The organism is Acidisarcina polymorpha (assembly GCF_003330725.1).
GTDB classification, from domain to species: Bacteria; Acidobacteriota; Terriglobia; order Terriglobales; family Acidobacteriaceae; genus Acidisarcina; species Acidisarcina polymorpha.
Genome location: NZ_CP030840.1, coordinates 4,832,343 through 4,853,091 on the forward strand (window position 1 = coordinate 4,832,343; position 20,749 = coordinate 4,853,091).

23 protein-coding genes and 2 pseudogenes are annotated in these 20,749 nt (G+C 56.0%); 9 read left to right on the plus strand and 16 right to left on the minus strand.

The window, feature by feature from the left end; genetic code table 11:
- The first annotated feature begins 48 nt into the window (after positions 1-48).
- The gene (locus tag ACPOL_RS20415) at positions 49-471 is read left to right on the plus strand and encodes a DUF6640 family protein (protein WP_114208687.1); all 423 of its coding nucleotides are present in this window, start codon (positions 49-51) and stop codon (positions 469-471) included.
- Positions 472-691: 220 nt separating this feature from the next.
- On the opposite strand, the gene ACPOL_RS20420 is transcribed toward ACPOL_RS20415, so the two are convergent.
- Positions 692-1,492 (minus strand): SDR family NAD(P)-dependent oxidoreductase, encoded by an 801-nt coding sequence (locus tag ACPOL_RS20420; protein ID WP_161557469.1) that lies wholly within the window; start codon positions 1,490-1,492, stop codon positions 692-694.
- 82 nt (positions 1,493-1,574) lie between these two features.
- Here ACPOL_RS20420 and ACPOL_RS20425 point away from each other — a divergent pair, with 82 nt between their 5' ends.
- Positions 1,575-2,204 (plus strand): TetR/AcrR family transcriptional regulator, encoded by a 630-nt coding sequence (locus tag ACPOL_RS20425; protein ID WP_114208689.1) that lies wholly within the window; start codon positions 1,575-1,577, stop codon positions 2,202-2,204.
- Positions 2,205-2,359: 155 nt separating this feature from the next.
- On the opposite strand, the gene ACPOL_RS20430 is transcribed toward ACPOL_RS20425, so the two are convergent.
- The gene (locus tag ACPOL_RS20430) at positions 2,360-3,091 is read right to left on the minus strand and encodes an SDR family oxidoreductase (RefSeq protein ID WP_114208690.1); all 732 of its coding nucleotides are present in this window, start codon (positions 3,089-3,091) and stop codon (positions 2,360-2,362) included.
- Between the two features lie 197 nt (positions 3,092-3,288).
- The gene (locus tag ACPOL_RS20435) at positions 3,289-4,068 is read right to left on the minus strand and encodes an SDR family NAD(P)-dependent oxidoreductase (protein WP_114208691.1); all 780 of its coding nucleotides are present in this window, start codon (positions 4,066-4,068) and stop codon (positions 3,289-3,291) included.
- A 142-nt stretch (positions 4,069-4,210) separates the two neighbouring features.
- Between ACPOL_RS20435 and ACPOL_RS20440 the strand changes: the two genes are divergently transcribed.
- Entirely contained in the window at positions 4,211-5,101 is an 891-nt protein-coding gene (locus ACPOL_RS20440; RefSeq protein WP_114208692.1) for an AraC family transcriptional regulator, read from the plus strand.
- Between the two features lie 17 nt (positions 5,102-5,118).
- On the opposite strand, the gene ACPOL_RS20445 is transcribed toward ACPOL_RS20440, so the two are convergent.
- Both ACPOL_RS20445 and ACPOL_RS20450 read right to left on the minus strand, forming a co-directional pair.
- Positions 5,119-5,418: a putative quinol monooxygenase gene (locus ACPOL_RS20445; protein ID WP_114208693.1), complete on the minus strand. Its 300-nt coding sequence runs from the start codon at positions 5,416-5,418 to the stop codon at positions 5,119-5,121.
- A gap of 81 nt (positions 5,419-5,499) precedes the next feature.
- Positions 5,500-6,510, minus strand: a complete 1,011-nt coding sequence (locus ACPOL_RS20450; protein ID WP_114208694.1) for an NADP-dependent oxidoreductase — start codon at positions 6,508-6,510, stop codon at positions 5,500-5,502.
- Positions 6,511-6,617: 107 nt separating this feature from the next.
- On the opposite strand from ACPOL_RS20450, the gene ACPOL_RS20455 reads away from it, so the two are divergent.
- On the plus strand, positions 6,618-7,163 hold the full coding sequence (locus tag ACPOL_RS20455; RefSeq protein WP_114208695.1) for a TetR/AcrR family transcriptional regulator: 546 nt from the start codon (positions 6,618-6,620) through the stop codon (positions 7,161-7,163).
- 193 nt (positions 7,164-7,356) lie between these two features.
- Here the strand turns inward: ACPOL_RS20455 and ACPOL_RS20460 are convergent, their stop codons facing one another.
- From ACPOL_RS20460 to ACPOL_RS20500, 9 genes and pseudogenes are all read right to left on the minus strand, one after another.
- Positions 7,357-8,298 carry an amidohydrolase family protein gene (locus ACPOL_RS20460; protein WP_114208696.1) on the minus strand — a complete coding sequence of 314 codons (942 nt, stop codon included), beginning with the start codon at positions 8,296-8,298 and terminating at the stop codon, positions 7,357-7,359.
- Positions 8,299-9,005: 707 nt separating this feature from the next.
- Positions 9,006-9,689 carry a substrate binding domain-containing protein gene (locus ACPOL_RS20470; protein ID WP_236656917.1) on the minus strand — a complete coding sequence of 228 codons (684 nt, stop codon included), beginning with the start codon at positions 9,687-9,689 and terminating at the stop codon, positions 9,006-9,008.
- 120 nt (positions 9,690-9,809) lie between these two features.
- A pseudogene (locus ACPOL_RS36435) lies at positions 9,810-9,899 on the minus strand (hypothetical protein); the annotation flags it as partial.
- Positions 9,900-9,921: 22 nt separating this feature from the next.
- Positions 9,922-10,986: pseudogene (locus ACPOL_RS20475) on the minus strand (SDR family oxidoreductase); the annotation flags it as partial.
- Positions 10,987-11,028: 42 nt separating this feature from the next.
- Positions 11,029-12,162, minus strand: coding sequence for an alkene reductase (locus tag ACPOL_RS20480; RefSeq protein ID WP_114208699.1), 1,134 nt, complete (start codon positions 12,160-12,162; stop codon positions 11,029-11,031).
- Positions 12,163-12,227: 65 nt separating this feature from the next.
- Entirely contained in the window at positions 12,228-12,974 is a 747-nt protein-coding gene (locus ACPOL_RS20485; RefSeq protein WP_114208700.1) for an SDR family NAD(P)-dependent oxidoreductase, read from the minus strand.
- 11 nt (positions 12,975-12,985) lie between these two features.
- Positions 12,986-14,134 (minus strand): alkene reductase, encoded by a 1,149-nt coding sequence (locus ACPOL_RS20490; RefSeq protein ID WP_114208701.1) that lies wholly within the window; start codon positions 14,132-14,134, stop codon positions 12,986-12,988.
- 35 nt (positions 14,135-14,169) lie between these two features.
- Positions 14,170-14,571: a nuclear transport factor 2 family protein gene (locus ACPOL_RS20495; protein ID WP_114208702.1), complete on the minus strand. Its 402-nt coding sequence runs from the start codon at positions 14,569-14,571 to the stop codon at positions 14,170-14,172.
- Positions 14,572-14,632: 61 nt separating this feature from the next.
- The gene (locus tag ACPOL_RS20500; RefSeq protein WP_114208703.1) at positions 14,633-15,385 is read right to left on the minus strand and encodes an SDR family oxidoreductase; all 753 of its coding nucleotides are present in this window, start codon (positions 15,383-15,385) and stop codon (positions 14,633-14,635) included.
- Between the two features lie 588 nt (positions 15,386-15,973).
- Between ACPOL_RS20500 and ACPOL_RS20505 the strand changes: the two genes are divergently transcribed.
- The 3 genes from ACPOL_RS20505 to ACPOL_RS20515 are packed head-to-tail and all read left to right on the plus strand — an operon-like array spanning position 15,974 to position 17,390.
- Entirely contained in the window at positions 15,974-16,594 is a 621-nt protein-coding gene (locus ACPOL_RS20505) for a recombinase family protein (protein WP_236656919.1), read from the plus strand.
- Positions 16,591-16,941, plus strand: a complete 351-nt coding sequence (locus ACPOL_RS20510; protein ID WP_114208705.1) for a hypothetical protein — start codon at positions 16,591-16,593, stop codon at positions 16,939-16,941. The genes ACPOL_RS20505 and ACPOL_RS20510 overlap by 4 nt, the downstream gene beginning before the upstream one ends.
- The gene (locus ACPOL_RS20515; RefSeq protein WP_114208706.1) at positions 16,938-17,390 is read left to right on the plus strand and encodes an HNH endonuclease; all 453 of its coding nucleotides are present in this window, start codon (positions 16,938-16,940) and stop codon (positions 17,388-17,390) included. Before ACPOL_RS20510 ends, ACPOL_RS20515 begins: the two co-directional genes overlap by 4 nt.
- Positions 17,391-17,512: 122 nt before the next feature.
- Here ACPOL_RS20515 and ACPOL_RS20520 read toward each other — a convergent pair whose 3' ends face one another.
- Entirely contained in the window at positions 17,513-18,421 is a 909-nt protein-coding gene (locus ACPOL_RS20520; protein WP_236656920.1) for a response regulator, read from the minus strand.
- A 59-nt stretch (positions 18,422-18,480) separates the two neighbouring features.
- Positions 18,481-18,999: a general stress protein gene (locus tag ACPOL_RS20525; RefSeq protein WP_114208707.1), complete on the minus strand. Its 519-nt coding sequence runs from the start codon at positions 18,997-18,999 to the stop codon at positions 18,481-18,483.
- A gap of 207 nt (positions 19,000-19,206) precedes the next feature.
- On the opposite strand from ACPOL_RS20525, the gene ACPOL_RS20530 reads away from it, so the two are divergent.
- Positions 19,207-19,797 carry a hypothetical protein gene (locus ACPOL_RS20530; RefSeq protein ID WP_114208708.1) on the plus strand — a complete coding sequence of 197 codons (591 nt, stop codon included), beginning with the start codon at positions 19,207-19,209 and terminating at the stop codon, positions 19,795-19,797.
- A gap of 134 nt (positions 19,798-19,931) precedes the next feature.
- Positions 19,932-20,693, plus strand: a complete 762-nt coding sequence (locus ACPOL_RS20535; RefSeq protein ID WP_114208709.1) for a Crp/Fnr family transcriptional regulator — start codon at positions 19,932-19,934, stop codon at positions 20,691-20,693.
- Positions 20,694-20,749 lie beyond the last annotated feature (56 nt).

The following is a 20,749-nucleotide window of genomic DNA, read 5'->3' on the forward strand; positions in this document are numbered from 1 at the left end:
TGTATCTTTCGCGTCCAGAACACTCATGTTCTTAAGAGGTGGCCGTTTATGGAAATCGCAAAATGGGTCGTCGCACTAGTCGCAGTGTTCAACTTCGGTGGCTATGTCGCGGACGCAGTTATTCCGTTTACAGCAAAACAGCACATCCATAATCCGCACTGGTCTCCCCACGCCAAGTTTCACAATGCACAAACCATGCTGCTGGGCATAGGTTTGGGACTCTTTTCGCTATTTCTCCTCTTCGGAACTGGGCCGTTGACTTTCTTGCACTTCACCCTTGCTGCTGTTGCGGGTGCACTCTACTTTGTGGCTATGCTTCTGTCCCCTGTCTTTCCGGGTACGGGCTGGAGTGATCCTGAGTTTACGAAGGAGAACGGATCCGTCCTGGGGATGCACCCCCAACTTTTTGTAGGGTTGTTGGTGTGTTTGATTCTTTTCGTGGCCTGCGTATACGCGCTCGTGAAGCACTAGAGTCCATAGGAAGCGAACGCTGGAAGGGCAAGGCAGATGTTTCTCGACCGTCGGTCGCCTCTTTTGCAAATGAGTAGATCACGCAGGAAGCAGGGGAGGACGGGGAAAGAGACTCTTGCGAAACGCGCAAAAAGGGGTCACTAAGTCGGGCGAGTACCGATGAGAAGCCGATTGCGCGGTACATGGCTAAGAGGCTGCAATCGCGGCAGCCTCTTTCACCTTAGTTGGTCGTCGGCATCATGCCGCCATCTACTCGTAAGTTGGCGCCTGTGATGAAGTCAGCGAGAGGACTTGATAAAAAAGCCACCATGTTCGCAATGTCCATCGGTGAGCCGATCCTGCCGGCGGGCAGACGGGTTTGCTGCACATAGAACTGCTCGAATGTGTCGAAGTTGTACTCCTGACCCTGCGAGGTCATCATTTCCCGTGCCCCAGCTTCCATCCCCGGTGTTCGTATGGGCCCTGGGCTCACTGTGTTTGCCGTAACGCCTGTCCCGCCGAGTTCCTTTGCCAAAGAAACAGCCTGGGCGATGTTGGCAGCCTTCGTTGTTCCGTAGTTGGCAACAGGCGGACCTGGCATCGGGCCGAGGAAGCTGCCCAGCATGACGACCCGACCCCACTTGCGCTCCACCATGGATGGAACAAGCTGCGTGACCAGCCGTACCACCGAGCCCACATTCGCGTTATACAAATCGATCCACTCAGCTGCAGTCGATAGCAGCCATGGCTTCATGGGAAATGCCCCAGCGTTGTTGACGAGGATGTCGATACCGCCAAACACGGACAAGGAGACGTTCACAACATTAGCCGTTTCCTCATCGCTTCCAAGATCGCCGATGGCCGCGATGGCCATTCCCCCAGTCGCCGTGATCTCCTGCACCACGCGATCCGCTTCGGCTTTTCGCCTGCCATGAACAACAACCTGAACACCTTCCCCTGCAAGAGTCTTGGCGATCTGTTCCCCAATTCCACTTGTACTTCCTGTGACCAATGCACGCTTCCCATTTAGCTGTAGATCCATCGATGCCTCCATTTCGTAATGAACACTATGGAAAGTATGCGTGTGTTGCCGACTTTGGTCAAGGGATTCCATAATAGTTGTTATGGAAACGCAAGAGCCTCCGGCAGCGAAACGACTCGGACGGCCGCTCTCGTTCGATCGTGATGAGGCGCTGAATGCGGCCTTGTTGCAGTTCTGGCATACGGGTTACGAGACCACAAGCGTCGCTGAGCTCACCCACGCCATGGGCATTACCGCGCCGAGCCTGTACACCGCCTTCGGAGACAAGGAATCACTTTTCCTCGAATGCCTGGAAAAGTATGCGAACCCAGGACCGAAGACGACTCCCGAGCTGATTGCGGAGGCCGGCTCCGCCCGGCAGGCGGCGCAGCAACTCCTTGAGGTTTCCGCGCGGTGGTTCACTCAACACGACGCCCCTGCCGGGTGTCTGGTCGCAAGCGCTGCGTCCAGCGGGTCGGTCAATTCACAGCGGGTGCGTGCAGCCCTGAAGAACATCCGCGACGCAAACCGGAAGGCCCTTCAAAAACGAACAGAACGAGACATCCGAGAGGGGCACCTGCCCGGAACGGCAAACGCGCAAGCTCTCGCCTCCATGACGATGGCTATCGTTCAAGGCATGTCAACGTTGGCGAGGGACGGGGTGGGTCAGAAGGCTTTACTGGACTTGGCACAAACGGCAATGAGAGCTTGGCCAACGAATAAGTCTTCATGAACGCTGTTCCCGGAAGTGACGCTCCTGGATGATTGGTGCTAAAACGCCGGTGCGCTCATTGGCGACCACTCACGATGTCAGTCGCTGGCGGGTGCGTCGCAAGTAGAGAGCGGAGCCCATAGGACTCCGCTCTTCGCTTCGAAAAGGTTCGCAGACTACCAGCCGTACGAGCCGTCCTTGTGGAAGAAGCCCGCGGTGGGGCCGTCTTCGCCAATCTGCGCATACTTTACGATCGCGATGGCGCCGTCGGCTGCCGTCCCCGGACCACTATGGTTGTTCAGGTCCGTGGCGACGTAGCCAGGGCAAACCGAGTTAACCTTCACCTTCGTGTCCCGCAATTCCCACGCCAAGTTCACGGTGAACATATTCAGCGCTGCCTTTGATGCGTTATACCCGAGCGGCTTTACCCCATAGAACGGCGTGTCCGGGTTGGTGTTGATCTCGAGAGAGCCGAGACCGCTGGAGACATTTACAATGCGTGCTGCGGGTGCTGCCTTAAGTAGCGGCAGCAGAGGCTGCGTGAACTCTACCGTGCCGAAGAAGTTGGTGTTGAAAATGCGCTTCATAACGTCGATCGAAACCGTGCTAGCAGGCGCATCAGCCCCCGTCATGTCGGCAACACCAGCGTTGTTGACCAGCACATCCAGGTGGCCACAGTCCTTCAGAATCTTCTCCGCAAGCGCCGTCGCGGTTTCGTGCGCGCGCTCCAGATCGGCGTGGACAAATCGGACGTCCAGCGCTTCGGCGCGCAGTTTTGCCGCGGCCTCCTCTCCGCGGATGGCATCGCGTGCGCCCAGCAATACAGTAAAGCCAGCTTTGCCAAGAGCCCGCGAAACCTCGAATCCGATGCCCTTGTTGGCGCCCGTTACCAGAACTACCTTTGCCATGCATCATCTCCTGTGCCGCTCGCGGTTAGATTCTCTCAACGCGCGGAAAGATTCGACGACGATCCAACTAGGCGGCGCCACCACCGCTGAGAAGCAGATGCTTCTTGAGATCGGTCATACTGACTGCCCTTGTATTGGTGTTTCGAAACGGGAGTTCTGAGGAGGGCGCGCGTTGCGGCACGCCCTCCTCGTTCTTGCTAGATCGACTGTCCACCGGAGACTTCGATACGCTGAGCATTGATCCAGCGGTTGTCCTCTGTGAGCAGCGACGCGATCATGGGACCGATGTCGTCTGGAAGACCCGGCCGACCGAGTGCAGTCGCATCCGAGACCATCTTGTTCACTGCGGGGTTGTCACGAACCACGCCTCCACTGAAGTCCGTCTGAACGGCTCCCGGAGCGACAGCGTTCACGGTAATCCGGCGGGAACCAAGCTCCTTCGCGAGGTACTTGGTAAGCACTTCGAGGGCTCCTTTCAGCGAGCCATACGGAGCGCTCTCCGGGATGATGATCCGCGTAAGCCCGGTCGAGATCATCACGATTCGGCCGCCATCGTTGATGAGCGGCAGCAGCTTCTGAGTCAGAAAAAAGACGCCTTTGAAGTTGACGTTGTAGAGCTGATCCAGTTCCGCCTCGGTTGTCTTCTCGAATGAGGCATGATGAGAGATGCCCGCGTTATTCACGAGAAAGTCGAAGCGTTCCGCGCCGAACTCTGCGAGTGCACTTCTAACTTGCTCAAGGAAGGGCTCGAAAGAACTTACTTCACCGACGTTTAACTTCAATGCGATGGCCTTGGCTCCCGCCTTGTTCACCTCCGCCACAGCCTTGTCGGCTTCTGCCTGATTGGAGTTGAAGGTGAAAATCGAGTGGACACCCCGTTTCGCAAGGTGAAGCACGGTGTTCCGGCCTAGCCCGCGGCTGCCTCCTGTGACGATTGCTATTTTTCCTGTTATAGACGAGCTTTGTTCTGTCGGCATTGTTTCCTCCTGTGCGCGTACTGGTAGTTAGATACATCTCACCGTGGCGAAGCACCTGCCCAAACCCTCCTACTTTCTGCCTAATCCTGCTTTTTTCTGCTAGAATGATCTAGTGAGGTGGCGAAGTAGAAACGGTAGAGAGATGCTGAGTTTGCTACGGGAAGCTGCGGCACGATACACCAAATCAGAGGGAGGACCGGGTCCCTTTGTGACGGCGGTCCCCGGGCTCACGCTTCTTCGTTCAAACCACGAAAAACGAACAAACTTTCATATCTGCAAGCCGGCGCTTTGCATCGTCGTACAGGGCGCCAAGTGGACCATGTTTGGAGAGACGCGCTTCGATTACCATGCGGGCCAGGCCCTGGTGGTAAGCGTTGAACTGCCTGCGTTCAGCACAATCGTCGAGGCAACTCCGACTAAACCTTATCTTGGTGTCATCATCGAGTTCGACCTTGCCATCATGCGCGAGGTGATGAAGAGCCTGGACTCGCTGCCGGACGTCCGCGAGGACGTTGCCCGAAGCGTCTTCGTAACAGAGTTCGACGGTCCACTGCTCGACTGTGCTGTACGGCTGGTTCGCTTGCTGGAGACGCAAAAAGCGATCCCCGTGTTGTACCCCTCTATCATGCGTGAAATCTGCTATTGGCTTTTGACCGGACCCCACGGAGCAGAGGTGATCAGCATGACGGTCGGAAAGACGCACGCCAAAAATGTGCTTCACGCGATCCATTTCCTTCGCGATCACTTTGCGGAGCCGGTCCGTATTGAGGACCTCGCCTCCCTCGCGCGGATGAGTCCGTCTGCTTTTCACCGTCAGTTCAAAGCCATCACGTCGATGACGCCGCTGCAGTATCAGAAGCAGCTTCGTTTGCTTGAGGCACGGAGGGTGATGATTGCGGATGAGTTGAATGTGGGAACTACAGCCGCTCAGGTCGGTTATGAGAGCCCGACTCAATTCATTCGCGAGTATGGACGTATGTTCGGAATGCCGCCTCGACGAGATATCGTCAGCCTGAAAGAAGCTGGTTCTTAGCTCCAGTCGTGCGTTGTCTAATCAGCGAGTGATCGTTCATTTGTGCTGTCATATTTTAGGACGTCGGTCTTTAGCCTTTTCGCCCATTTTTCCAGAAATGCTAATGTCTTCTGTGCTTTAAGATGTGTTGTCAAGGATCTCTGGTCAAGCCAGCGCTCCGCGATCAGCATGCGTCCCGTAAGCGCGCAGTCTAAAGCAATTGCGTAGAAAAGACAGCCATTGTCAGCTGTAGAGCTCGGGTTAAGTGCCTTAACATCGGCAAGAAGCTCATTCGCAACATCCGGATCCACGTGAATGTAACCCATCACTGTGATCATCAATCCTCCTTGTTACCGCTAGCGGAGTGGGGAGCAGTGGCCTCCCCTTCCGCAGGTACTCCATAAGCACGAAACCCGTCCTCACTCCACGGTGAGCACAATCTTGCCCCGGATGTGCCCTTCAGCGGCTCGCTCGTGCGCTTTATGAGCGTCCGCCAGCGTGAACTTGCTGTCTATGGCTACGCGAACCGTACCCGCATCGAGTAAGTGCGCGAATTCTGCGAGTTGCGGGCCGTTCGAGCGCACCTGGGTGCTCGAGACGGTGACCCCCAGCCTCTGGGCCTCTTCATGATCGGAGAAGCCCAGGAAGACGGGGAATAATGCGCCCCCGCGCTTGGGCGTGCGCAGGAAACGACCTGTAGTCGAACCGCCGAGGGTATCGACGACAAGATCAAGGTCATGTGCGACGTCTTCGGCAGCTCTCTTGGTGTAGTCGATGAATTCGTCCGCGCCGAGTTCGCGCAGGAAGGACTCCTGCGTGGACGATGCCACGGCAATGACGTGCGCACCCTTCCACTTTGCCAATTGCACGGCGAAGTGACCCACGCCGCCCGCAGCACCATTGATGAGTACCGTCTTCCCCCCGAGCGGCACAGGGCGGTGAAGTTCCGCTTGAAGGGGATTCGGATGATCATGTCCGACGTCGATCAGAAACTGCCAAGCTGTCAGTCCGGACATAGGCGCCCCCGCGGCATGCACGTGATCGATGTGAGCCGGCTTTAATGCCAGTTCCAGCGCGGGCGCAGCAATGTACTCGGCATATGCGCGGCTCTCCCCAAAGCTGGGGAAGCGAATCATCCCGAAGACTTCGTCTCCGACCTTTAATTCCTGTACATCCGGGGCGACCGCCTCTATGACACCCGAGACATCCGTCCCCGGGATGACAGGCAAGGGTACTTGTGGCCTCCAATCAGGAGGCAGGTCCTTATAACCCTCACGTAGGTACCAGTCAGGGGGATTGATGCCGATCGCGTGAACGCGAACGAGCACCTCTCCCGGCTTCACTTCAGGAACCGCCACGTCTTCGTACCGCAGCACCTCAGGACCACCAAACTTGTGTAGTTGAATAGCTTTCATAGTATTTGCGGGCATCGATCTCTCCTCCCACCCTAGAGTGAGGTATTCTTATCCGGAGCATCGCTCCGTCTCGTTCTCCTTCTAACATACGGAGCACTGCTCCGTATGTCAAACGAATCACTATGAGAGCTGACGCAAAAAAGAACTATGACCACCTCCTCTCGGTCGCGCGTGCCGCCGTACTCAAGGAGGGCGCTGGGGCCTCGCTGCGTGACATAGCGCGCAAAACGGGGGTCGGTCTCGGCACGCTCTATCGTCACTTTCCCACGCGGGAGGCACTGCTTGACGCACTACTCCGCGCGCGCTTCGACGAATTGACAGCTAGGGCAGGCAAACTCGAAAGTTCGAACTCGACCGGCGAAGCCCTCATCGAGTGGCTTCGTGAAACCGTCGCGGTCGCACAGGAATATCGCGGTGTCACAGCTCCGATGATGGCCGCCATCGAGGATCCGAACTCCGCGCTTCATGCTTCGTGCGTAGCCATGCGCGCGGCGGGCACGCGACTTCTTGCCCGTGCTCAAGCGGACGGTGCGGCGCGCAACGATATCGAGGGCGTCGACCTGTTCGCGCTTATCGGCGCGCTTGCCTGGATCGGTGACCAGCCAACGCTCACGCCTCGAGTCGATCATCTTTTCGGCGTTATCGCGAGCGCGATCCTGACAGAGTGAGTGAGCGTCCGATGCCGCAGCGGGAGCGCTATCGGGAGTACGAGCGAGTGGCTGCAGGAACAATCTCCGTCCTGTCTTCAGCACGTTCGAAGAACTCTTTTCATCACGATCCGGAAGCCAGACGGTAACTTATGGCTTGCCTTCGATTTCCGCCATTTAGTCACTTTGACCACTGAATAGAGCATTACTTCATTCACATGAGATTTTCTAGCCGGGGAATCAGCTTTGCTGCCCGAGTGTTGATTTGACCGACCTGATCGGGAGTCAGAAGAGTTGAATGGTCGAGGTTAGCGTCGAACGTCTTACTGACTTCCTCAGATGCATATGGATAGTCTGTGCCGAAGACGATCTGTCCGACAGGAACAGTTCCGATCAGGCTGGGAACGCCGCTCGGCGCGACCAGAGCCGTGTCGAAGTAGAAGCTCTTTATATCCGTCATGATGTCTTCGGGAGACCGGTCCTTTGCGAGAGATGCCCCGAGTTCTGCGAAACGGGTTGCGGCAAAGGGAAGATACCCGCCCCCGTGAGACAGGATGACTTTGGTGGATGCGAAGCGCTTACGGTGTCCTTTGAGGACCAGGTCCAGGGCGCAACGCGTGGTATCGGCTGGATAGTCCGCGAAAGGGCTTGGCGCGCCCGGCAGTACCGGCAGCTGAGGCGGTCGGGTTGGATGGACGAAGACGGTCGCTGAGCGCCGATCAAGCTCTTGCCAGACCGGATCGAAACGCGGATCCGACAGATAGACTCCGTCATAGTTGCTGTGCAGCGTGACGCCATCCACGTGTAGGACATCCAGCGATCTCTCAATCTCCGACAAAGCCGCGTCCACATCCGGAAGGGCCAGTGTGGTGAAGTACCCGAACCGGTCTGGACGTTGGTCCATCAATTGTGCACCATAGTCGTTAACCCGGCGCGCGATGTCGATTCGTGCAGCACCTTCCCAACCCTCGATGCCGGGCGCGGTCAGCGATAGAACCGAGACGGCAATCTCTTCGTCATCCATGAACTTGAGAAGCTGCTCCGGACTCCAGTCAGGCGCGCCCCAACCTGAGGGATCGCCGCCGTGGGATTTCAGCTCTTCCGCCCAGAAGGGTGGAATGAGATGGGTATGAACATCGATTCGCTGCTTTGTCATTCTGTTCTCCTTGTTTCGGGTCGAAGCTCAATATGTCGCGGTTCCTGCTCCACGTGTTTCGTACGGCTCAGTCCGAAGAGACCTTCTGAGGGATCCAAAGACAGGCACAATACAATTTGAAATGCCTGTCCGTGTGATGATGATTGAATTGCGGAAAGCTGCGAATCCAGTATTGCAGTACAGCAAAGTCATTTTGCAGCAAGGGTGACGGCCATAGTACCTTTCGAGGCCCTGACGAAGTGGCTGGACACTCACTTCTTAGAAAGTGAGAACGAACCGCTTATCAGAGCCAAATGTCAACTGGAAGTAAGTTGCAGTGGCGGCTTCCATGCCAGAGGCAATGCTGGGGTTCCGGTCGGTCGGACCTTATGTGTCAGCGGTTTGGAAAGATGCTGCTGCGAACGGACGAGCGAACCATTCATCTGCACTCTCAAGACACATCGTCGCCCATGTCTGCCTCATCGAATGGATGCCGCACTTTTCATCGAATTAGCGCGTTCGCGAACTGGCGATCACTACAGAAACGCTGTAGAAGGTCGTCTCATCGGCTTCCGCTTGATAGTGCCAAGTATCAAGATTAGCTTCGGGATTCCGATTCGGGATACATTGCAATTGGTCGCAGGCAGCTTTCAATCGAATGCATGCTGGCGTTTACTCCTTACAGCGGCGCACGGAAGCTGACACTGTGATCAGCTAAACCATCACACTTATTCGGGTCTTCCAAACAATCCCTCAAAGGGCGCCTCTTTGACGCGAGGATCCCGCTCTGTACCGAGGATCTCTGCCACAAAGTCCAGGAACACTTTGATCTTCGGCGCCAACGCAGCCGGACCGAAGTATAGAGCGGAGATGGTGGCAGGCCTCGGATGCCACATAGGCAATATTGGAACGAGCCGCTGACTAATTCCTGGTTGCCTCGCCATGTAAAGCGGCAGAACAGCAATGCCCAGACCTGTTAAGACCAGATCGCACATGACCACTGGATCATAAGTAGAGACACGAAAAGTTGGAGCAACTTCAACCACTTCAGCCGAGCCGTTGCTTAATTTCCAGGTCCCTGCACCGATGCAAGCATGTCCGAGCAATTCATTGGGGAGATCCGGTTTACCCGCACGCTGAACATATTCTGTTGCAGCGTACAGACCTCGCAGAGTACTAGGAAACTTTCGCATGCGCCTGGTGGAGTCTCGCGGCGGCACAATCTTGAAGAATACGTCCACGTCCTCTCTGGGCTCCCGCTCAAAGTCGTCCGTGTACGTTTCAATAGCAACGCGGATGTCTGGGTATCTTCGCAAGAAGTCCGGGAGCATCTGGACCAGCAGCCCGTTGGCCAAGACGATCGGACTACAGACCCTGAGGAGACCGCTGGGATTGACGCGCCGTTCTTGCAACGTTTCGCTCCCAATCTTGATCGTCCGAAGCGCCTGATTGCAACTCACCAGAAACTCTGTACCAGCGTCCGTTAGCAGAACGCCCTTGGGACTTCGCCTCAGGAGAAGCACCTCCAAGTGCTTCTCCAGTCTGGTTGTCGCCCGTGCGACGGTCGATGTCGGCAGGCGCAGCTCTCTGCCGGCGGCGCTGAACGTTCCCCTGCGCGCCACGACTCAGCTTAGGTAGTAATCCTTTTGCGCTCATTTGACCGAAGTAGCTTGTGAACATCTTTTCCGAGTCGATGCAATCCTGGAAGCCGGCCTGCCTGACCTTAACGGTGTTTGAAACGTTGTCGAAGTCCTGCTGAAACGCGAAGTCCCCGTATCCCCAGCTGACAACTTGATCGTAAGGGATCGGTTGCAGATTGTGCTTCCGCACAATGCTCTCCCACATCGGACCCTTGTCTGCCATGTAGGTGGCTAAAGAGAAAGGAACGGGATCAGCAACTTCGAGGTCAAACATCTTCGCGATGCGCGGCCACATGTGCTGCCAACGCATCGTGTCGCCGTTGGTTACGTTGAACGTCTGATTCTTGGCCGCCTCTGTATCGCCTGCCCACAACGTAGCTCGTGCAAGGATATCTGCGGACGTGACCTGATACATAGCGTGATAGACCTTCTCTGCTCCTGGAAAACGCAAAGGCAGGCCCATTTCTTTGCATATCGTAGCGTAAACGCCAATGACGGACAAAAGATTCATCGCGCTTCCGACAGACAAGCCGCAGATCGCACCTCCTGGCCGAATGATGGTGAAGTTCCAAGCCTTACCCTTCTGCCGGGAGCGCAGAAGGTCCTCCTGTTCGTAGTAGTAGTTGGGCGACATCAGACGCGGGTCATCCTCTCGTGCCGGTGTCTTGTATGGACCGAGGTCGGACCCATAGGCCTTGCCACCCTGAAAGATGGTGATGTGCTCAAGGGAGGGAACTTGCTCGTCGAGATATTCGAGAATGCCCTTCAAGAGCTCAACGTTGATCTTGCTTTTCTCGGCGGCGTCTTTTTTGTCTACGTAAGCGCCGAAGAAAAGATGAGTAGGGTTCGGGATCACCGAAAGCTTCGCCATGATGTCGGGGCGGTCGAGGAGGTCAACCGAGATGTGGCGGATGTTATCGTGACTCTCCGCCGAACGGCGAGACAGTCCGTACACAGTGTTTGCAGAATTGGCCGCGTAGTGCTCCAGCACGGCAGCCCCGGAGACCCCTTGTGCTCCGGTTACCAAGATCGACCGGTGCGCTATTTCAGTCCGTCGGACTTGTGTCATGAGGCCTCCTATGTGATCCCGATACCTAACGATCTGAAGAGTTCAACTTGCTTGCTGGCCCTGGTAGTAGGGGTAATCGGTGTATCCCTTGGAAGTGAAAGTGTAAAAGGTACTGCGGTCGTAGTCGTTTAGCGGAAGGCCTTGCTGTATCCTCATGGGCAAGTCTGGATTCGATAGAAAGTGACGTCCGAACGCCACCAGATCGGCATCGCCCTCTTCGACAATCCTTTCGGCCGTGTCGGCTTCGAAGCCACCCGCAGCAATAATCTTTCCAGTGAAGATCTTCCGGAGTTCTTGAGCCGCTACAGGAGCCTGACCCTCCTGGAGTACAACGTTCCCTTTGACCCGCGGTTCAACGATATGGAGGTAAGCCAGGCCGAACCGGTTGAGCGCACCAGCAAGATAATCAAACAGTGCCCGAGGGTTGCTGTCCGACATGTGGTTCCACGTCCCGCTGGGTCCGATCCGGACAGCAACGCGATCGCCGCCCCATACCGATGTCATGGCTTCAACCACCTGGAGCAGGAAGCGGCATCTATTTGGGACCGATCCTCCATAACCGTCCACGCGAGTGTTGCTGCCATCCTGTAGGAATTCATCCGGGAGATAACCGTTTGCGGCATGCAACTCGACTCCATCAAAGCCCGCAGCCATCGCGCAGGCTGCGGCCTTCCGGTAATCCTCTACCACTCCGGTGATCTCTGATAGTTCCAACGCCCGGTGCGGGGAGGGTTTAAACCAACCGGAGGCCGTTGAGACGCTAGGCTCAGAATCAAGCCAGTACGAAGCGTCGACCGAAGGAGCCACGGGCATAGCACCGTCCGTCATAGAAAGATTCGAGGAGCGGCCCGCGTGCCATAGTTGGGAGAACATGAAGCCGCCTTTGGCGTGCACCGCCTCGGTAATCTGTCTCCAGCCGGCAACGTGTTTGTCGGTATAGATTCCGGGTGCTCCGTACCACCCGCGGCTTGTAATCGAGATGTTCGTTCCTTCGGAGATGATGAGCCCACCGTCTGTCGCCCTCTGTTGGTAGTACTCCTTCATAAGCGCCCCTGGGATCTCGCCGGGCTCTTCCGAACGGGAACGAGTCAATGGAGCCATAACGACGCGATGCTTCAATGTAATGGCCCCAATCTGCACAGGCGTGAAGAGCTTCTGATTCGTTTGATTGCTCATGGTTTCTCCGGTTCTTGTGACAGGTATGACCAGCCAGTGCGTTGGTCCTGCTTTGAGCGCTCTGGTCAGCGAGCTAATTTGCCGCCATCAACGGCAAGAGAAGCGCCAGTGATGAAGGACGCATCTCCTGATGCCAAAAACACGATAGCCCTCGCAACTTCATCTGCAAGACCGAAGCGTTTCATCGGCACACGGGCTATTCCGTCTGCAAGGCTCTCAGCCGATGTATTCAACCGACTCAACATACCCGTTTCGATAGGCCCGGGTGCTACGACGTTGACCCTGACACCGCTCTCTGCTGCTTCCAAAGCGGCTGCTTTGGTCAGGCCTTCGACTGCGTGCTTGCTGGCGATGTAGAGCGATGCGCCGGGGCCACCAACTCGGCCAAAGGTTGAGGAAACATTCACAATGCTTCCTGTCTTCTGCTGAAGCATGACTCGTAGCTCGTGCTTCATGCTCAACAAAGTTCCCAGAACATTCGTCTCGAACACAGTGGCATAGCTTTCCACGGTCTGATCAACGATCGGCCCAGGCTTTCCTTCAGTTCCGGCGTTGTTGACCGCAATGTCCAAGCGGCCGAAATGTGCCACGGCTCCATCTACGAGAGCGCGAACTTCATTATCGTTCCTTACGTCCGTCTTGATGAACAGAGCGTCGGAGCCGAGTTCGCGAAGCTCGTTGGCTAAAGCGCTTCCTTCCTCATCATGCCGACCGGAAATAACAATCCCTACGCCAGTCCTTGCATAGATCAAGGCGGTCGCGCGTCCGATTACGGTAAGTGCCCCTGTGATCAGGACGACAACATCAGACATGTGACCCCTTTCTAAGGGAGAACGGCTTCACCAGACTTGGGAAGGATGGTGGGCGGCTCTTCTGGCAGGAACGGATAGTCGGTGTAGCCTTCTGGAGAGGACCCGTAGTAACCAGCCGGTCTTTGGTCATTGAGGACGGCACCTACCCTGATGCGTTCTACCAGGTCAGGATTTGCGATGTATTCCCGACCGAACGCCACAAGGATGCGATCATCGTGCGCCGCGAGTTCTCTCGCATGGACGGGATTTATACCCACATTGAGAATCATCGTGCCCGAGTAGATGGCTCTGAAGTGAACAATCACGGCATCCCCGGCTAGCGCGGCGAGAGGTGTAGCAGAAAGATCAGCCATCTGCCGCATGACAAATACATGAGACAGCTGGTACTCATTCAGTTTGGCGTACACATACTCTGCTGTCGCGAGGGTCGATGAATTGGCTACAAACAAGCCGAGTTCATTCGTCATGGGCCCAGTCTTAACGCCCACGCGTTCACTCGGCCACACCTCCAGAACCGCATCCAGAATGTCGAACAGCAGTCGTGCCCGGTTCGGTATGCTGCCGCCGTACCGGTCCGTTCGTTGATTCGTCGACACATTGAGGAACTGGTTGATCAAGTACAAGAAGCCGGCTTGAATCTGAACGCCGTCGAAACCTGCATCCTTCGCAATCCTTGAAGCATGTCTGTAATCTGCGATGGTTTGAACGATATCGGCGACCGTCATCGCCTGCGGAGTCTCCGTTCTGACCAGGCCGCCCGCTAGATGAACCTGCTGCTCAGGATTGATTGCAGAAGCTGACAGAGGAAGTCTTGCATCAGTGAAGAAGGAGGAATGCGAGATAGCCCCTTGATGCCAGAGCTGTGCAAAGATGCGTCCTCCTCGCTCTCGGACGGCCGCCGTGACTCTTGCCCAGGCTGCACCTTGAACCTCGTCATATATACCGGGTGCGCCGTGCCAGCCTTGGCCGGCTTCACTGACCCATGCCCCTTCACTGATGATGAGGCCGGCAGAAGCACGTTGAGCGTAGTATTCGCCCATGAGTGCGGTTGGGACGTGGCCAGGATTGGCGGCCCTCGTTCGAGTGAGCGGGGCCATGACGATTCTGTTAGGCAGCGCGAGATCACCCAGCAGGTATGGCTTCAGCAATGGGTTGTCCACATGGTCCTCCGTCGTGACGGTGCGACATGGGCTTGCTAGGAAGGAAAGCTGGAGCCGAACATGGGATTGCCGCTCTGAGACTGCAGCTTTGTCGCCTCATCCTGGATCACATCCCAGTGTTCCACCAGTACTCCATCTTTGATCGTCATAATGTCCGCCGTTATCCAGCTTGCTGGCAGGCCTATGCCGGAGAACCGCCCGTGCGTGATCACGGTGTCGCCATCTGCGACGACGAGCTGATTCTCGTAGCGGAGCGTTGGCGGTAGACTCTTGATCAGGTTGAAGAGGCCGTCCCGGCCGGCAGGAATATGAGCGCTGTGTTGGATGTAATTGGGTGACCAGAACCTTTCAGCTGCCTCATAGTCCCGTCTGTTGAAGAGCGTGTCAAAAGCTACGAGAGCAATGGCTTTATTCTTTTCCGAAAAAAGCAGGTCCATACTTTGCCTCACGTCCAAGTTCGTTTAGTGCAGTGTCACTGCTTGTCTTTGGTGTTATTGCTCAAGCCTGCGGCTGGAGCATCATGTCGTTGAATCGGTTTACAACAATGCCCTCGTTCGGCCCGGGATTGCTGCGGAGCGATAGAACGCTTTTCACAAGTGCTTCGTCTGTATCTACGGAAAGAGCTTCTATCGTTTCACGGATAAAGTCCGCAAGAGGCATCGCGCGAGGTTCTTCATTGCTGTTGAGCAGATCCGTCTGAACCCAGGGCGGCGCGATCTCGATGACACGCACGGAGCTCTTCTTCAGCATGTAGCGCTGTGACAAGACGTAGGAGTGGAGTGCAGCCTTGGTCGCGGAATAGACCGCCGTTAAAGCCAGAGGCACAAAGGCGAGAATCGAGGTGTTGTAAACAACCGTCGCATCTTCTTGTTGCTTGAGGTGCTCGATGAGCGCCGACGTCACACGAATCGGCCCCATGATGTTGGTCGTCACGGTAGATGTGAGCAACTCCTCGCTTACATGACCGGATGCATCATCAACCTCCATGATTCCGGCGTTGTTAATCAACACGTTGAGTTTAGGGTAGTCCTGGATCAACTTCGAAGTCACAGACGCGATGTTGGCAGGATCTTCTATGTCCAGCTCGACAGACTGCATACCCGGGTTGGCCGCTGTGGTCGCATCGAGGTGACCCTTACGGCGCCCCGAAATGATCACCTTGTTCCCCAGCTTGTGCAAGGCTTCGGCTAGACCACGTCCGATACCGGACCCGCCACCGGTGATGAAGATCGTATTTCCTATGATTTTCATGGTATGCCTTTCGTGGCCGCCCATGGCAACGGGGGCCGGTGAGTCGGTCGTGAGCCAATTACATAACGGTCTACCAGTCTGCGGGGAGAGGACCGTCTGTTGGTGCTAGGCCAGAACGTACGTCCCGTCGGGACGCTGGTCTCTCAGGAACACTTTTCTTTTGGGCCGTTTACTCCGCAGACCCTTAGAAGGACTGCTGAAAGGATCACACGAAAGGACCAGCGAAAGATGGTCACTCTAGCTCACACCCGCCTGGCGTCATCTTGTCGGACACGATGAGGAACGCCTCCTAGAATTTGGCCTCGGACGAAGACGTGTGACACTTGGCTCGTTTGCCAAGAATTTGTCAAAGGTGACCTGATCACCATCGACTTATCGCCAAGTGTGCCGCACCCATGCAGGAGTGGATTTACATAGCAACAAGCGACGCAATACTGCCGGAGCTATGCACCCCGCAGGACCCCTGCTGCAGACTGTGGCTTGGCACATGGCAGGGAACGTCAGTCAAGGGTATAGCCCAACACCACGTAGCGCGAGAGGGCCGAATCGCGTTGCACAAGAGTCTGTTTAGCTACTATGCTACAGGTCATGGTGAAGGCTAGAGAACCTAACGCAACACAAAAGCCCCGGCACCCTCCGAAGGGGCAGCTCGTCGGCTACGTGCGGGTTAGCACCTTCGACCAGAACGAAAATCGCCAGCTCGAAGGCGTACAGATTGATCGGGTGTTTCTGGATAAGGCTTCGGGAAAGGACGTGAACCGTCCGCAGCTCGAACTCATGCTCGGCTTCGTCCGTGAAGGCGACACCATTGTGTGCCACTCGATGGACCGGCTCGGCCGCAATCTGGACGATCTGCGGAGGATGGTTCTTGGCCTGACTGCGCGCGGCGTCCATGTCCGGTTCGTCAAAGAAAGCCTCATCTTCACCGGAGAAGATTCCCCGATGGCTAACCTGCTGCTGAGCGTGATGGGGGCCTTCGCACAGTTTGAGCGTGAGCTGATTCGCGAGAGGCAGCGGGAGGGAATCGAGCTGGCGAAGAAGGCCGGCGCATACCGGGGCCGGAAGCATTCGCTGACGATGGACCGGGCGGCGGAGTTGCGGCTACGTCTCAGTGAAGGTGAAAGCAAATCGTCTCTGGCGAGAGAGTTCGGGGTGGACCGGACGACGGTCTATCGTTATGCCAAGAATACGACCGGAGGTCGAGCATGATTCATCCTGGTCTGGCCGCACTAAAGCGTTGGGATAAGGAAGAGTACGCGGCGGGCTACCGCGCCCGCTTCTCGGAAATCCCGGACTCCGAAGGCGCGCATCTTTGCTGGCGGTGTGGATGGGAAGATGCTGACACGGAGACTATTGAGTCGGCTCGCCACAAACAGGCCTTAGCTGAGGGCATGGAAGACCATTTTGAAGACACTTGGGGCAATCTCTTCGACTCAGGGGAAGAGGCGAGAGCCAACGGTATTCCTTTCGATGAAGATCGGACGGAGCCTTGGAAAGAGGGTTGGATCGCGGTTGATATCAACCTCGGTCTGCTAGCAGAGCGTGAGCATGGATGAAGAAGGGAACTCAACGTGCCATGCATTGCCGCTGCGGGAATCCGAAGATTCTTGCAGTGGGCCTCTGTGCCACCTGCTATACGCTCAAGCGCCAGGATGAGGAGTATTTCGGTGGGCTGCGTGAGGCCGTGCTGAAGCGAGACGGCCACCGCTGCCGCGTGTGCGGCAAACCTGGAGGCCGGAAGCGAAGCCTTGCTGTTCATCACCGCATTGCCGGCAAGTCTGAGTTGGATTTGATGATTACGTTATGCCTGGCGCACCATGCCATGGTGACGCGCACCTTGGTTCTGCTCGAAGACTGGCCGAAATTGCTGCGCGTCCTCTGGCGTGAGCAGCATCCGGAAGCTCATGAACAAACGGCTCTCGATTTTCGAGTTCTTGGTCCTGCCGCCGAACAATCCGAACTCTTGGAGCCCCCTCGTTCAATCGTCTGGAACTATAAACGATAAGATGGGCCTTTATCAGGATCGGTAAAACAGGTCGCCGCTGGCTAGACAGGACTGAGCTGAACAGCACACATCGCAACGCCACATAGACACCATCTACGCCTCTTTTTTCTCTAATGGCATACTCATGGGGCTACAACACCTTTCGCATCTTCGCCTGAGTCTGAAGCAGCTTGCATCCAGACTGGAATGGGTAGACTTTCCATCTCGGCCGTAAAGCTTTTCATTGTCTGGCTAAGCTGTGAGTCAACTTCGTCTGCGATGGTCATGATGCCCTTCATCAAAACGCTAAAGTCCAGTACCCCTACGTTCTCCTGCAGAGTGTGAAAGATGTTGACCTGCAGGATGCGGCTCTCCTCAACCATCATGGATGCGGTGTAGCCCTGACGGCGACGGTCGATACCGTGCTGGACAGCCGATGTCGATACCAGTTCCTTCGTTCCGAGCGGCTTGTCCGCATGCAATCTACGTGTCAGGTCGCGAAATAAGTGTGGCAGGTGAGCACAACGCAACTTACGGTCAAGAGGGATCGCCGTGAGAACGGCCTCCGTTTCAACGGCTGCAAACCAATCATCGATGCAATCCGCTGCTGTTCTCTCCAGGACCGCCCCAAGCGATTCAACCCTGCGCTTATGGAGAGGACCCTTCGCAAGCCTTTGTTGGATCGCCTCGACAAGATCGCCCACTTTCATCGGCTTTACGAGGATCTCATCGGTTTGCATCAGGATAGCGTTCGCGGCAGCAGACATCTCTGGAAATGCACTCAGCAGCAGCGTCACTGCTTCCGGATTAGCATGTCGCATTGCACTGACAACGGTAAGGCCGTCGCCGGCTCCGGGCATGTGAAGATCACTCAGCAGAACATCGAACTTCGCCGAGCTGATGTGAAGCAGAGCCTCGTTGACATCCTTCGCGCAGACCACGTCGAAGCCGTGGCCCTCAAGAATCTTGCAAAGGCTGAAGCGAACCATCTCGTCGTCATCCACGACCAGAATTCTGGCGATCTTGACGTGTGCCCTTGGTGACTGTGTCACTTATCTCCTCCAGAGAGCCCTGCCTCTTGCGTAGCTAATATTGGCTGCGTGGGTGCTTGTCAAGCCTGGGAGGTATAGACGGCCTCGCCAAGAAGGCTGGTTCCATGTACCGTGTCGAAGACCTTTTCGCCGTGAATCGTATGGGAACAGTGTGTGGTCCCACCAATCACCTTCAAGGCCGCGGCAACAGCATCCGGTGAGCCATGTACGACGAGAACATAGCTGTTGTTCTTGAGCGCAGCCTCATAGTGGAGAATGTCTTCATGTGCGATACCGAGCGTTGCGAGTGCTGCACCCACTACGCTGACGCCTCCTCCGCCTGCTCCGTTGTCAAAGGCGGTGACAATCCACGAACCCAGAGGGCCGCTTACCAGCAGGAAACCTAAGCCAGGAATGGCGAAGGTCTCATCGCCAACATCGTAGTAATCGACATCGACATCGAGCCGATCTGCAGAGGTGTCCTTGGAGGCAATCGAAAGGGTTCCCGTATCGACGCCGGCAGCTCGCAAGTTGTACATAGCGCGTTGCACTTGCTCATGCGTTTCACAGATGCATACAACCGAATTTGCTTGATTCATGGATGTCCCTCTCTTCGTTGCATCGGCACGGCTTCGCGCTGGCCGTACATTCCTTCAGGTTCAGCTAGTGTCGGTTGATTCGCTGAGCAATTCGGCTCACCCAGTCGCTCTTGATCTGGATTCCAAACGAAGGACCGTGCAAAACTGCACAGCTTTTGCCTGCTTTATGCAGGAATATCGCTATACCACTTTTGTGGGAGGCCTCCCATGCTTGATCGAAACACTTCCGACTCGCCAACGACGATGAGCAGCCAACTCTACGTCTGCCCCAGCAACCCTCCTCAGGAATCTCAGACAGTAAACGTTCTCCTGGTTGAGCCCGCGATGTCTCCGCGGTCCGATCGGGAAGCGGTCCTCAGTGCTGGAGCTTATTGCGTTACGGCTGTGTGCGATGTACGGGGGATCTTTCTTCTGCGAGATGAAAAGCCAGTGGCCTTTGCGGTGATCAATGACACGCTTGGACCTTTCGGGCTAAGGGCGACTGCTGAATGCGTCCGTCGCCAATGGCCTCTTGCAAAGATCCTGATACTCGGGCGTGCGGCCCCAGCTTTGGAAGATCATCTCTACGACGAGGCAATCAGTCATCGGCACGAGGCGACAGCATTCCTGGATGTGCTTCAGATGCTGGTGGAAAATCGATGGAGCAAGAGCATGTCGGCGGACTACGCAAAGTACGGAAGAGCAGGCGCAACTCTCCAGGAAAGCGACCCGACGAAAAGTCTGGGTCAGGAACCCGCTCAGGCGAGAGATCGGCATGATGTACCAGGTGGACTGTACAGAATGAGTGCGACCGGCTAGCGTTCCCTGACTGATAAGGTCAGGGAACGGCAAAAACGTCAAGATTCTGTCGCATAGAGAACACAAGGAAGCTATCATCGCTGCATACAAGCCGCTCTTAGACAAGTGCTGCCTATGGGAAGGAGGCACCGATTATGAAGGACCCGGCAGCTCCTGTGCTTTTCAATGCAGCCACCTACCTCGCAAACGCTGGGCTGGGTCGCAGGATAGTGCACCTGAAAGCCAAAGATGTCTTCTTTGTTCAAGGGAGCACCTGCGAGTCCGTCTACTACCTGCAGAAGGGGCGAGCGAAACTAACGATCGTTTCTGCAGCTGGCAAGGAAGCGACGATCAGCCTTCTCTCGGAGGGTGACTTCATTGGTGAGGAATGCGTCGCTGGGGTAGCCGGGCCGCGCTTAGCGACCGCCACGGCCGTTACTGCCTGTACCGCAATGAAGACGGAGAGAAAAGAGATCATTCGCGCACTTCATGAGGAGCATGCATTTTCTGACTTCTTCGTATCCTTCTTACTGGCGAAAGCCATAAAGACGCAGGCCGATCTGGTTGACCAGCTCTTCAATTCAAGCGAAAAGCGCCTTGCACGCATCTTGCTGCTGATGGCTGAATTTGGCCAGCCGGGCGCTCAGGAGACGTTGATTCCGAAGATTTCTCAGGAAACCCTTGCGGATATGATCGGCACTACGCGATCTCGTGTCAGCTTCTTCATGAATCGGTTCCGGAAGCTTGGCTACATCCAATATAAGGACAGGATTCGAGTCCATAAATCCCTGCTCAACGTAATTCTGCACGACCAGCCATCAGGAGAAAACTCCCAGAAGGCCTCTCTTCTTGACAGTCGTCGTGACCAGTCAGACGCCGCGAAGCGTAGCCAGGAACTGGGCCGCCTTACTCTGTAAGACGAGCTTCCTATGAATGAGCGAGAGGCTATACAGCTAGGAAGGCAACGTCTTCC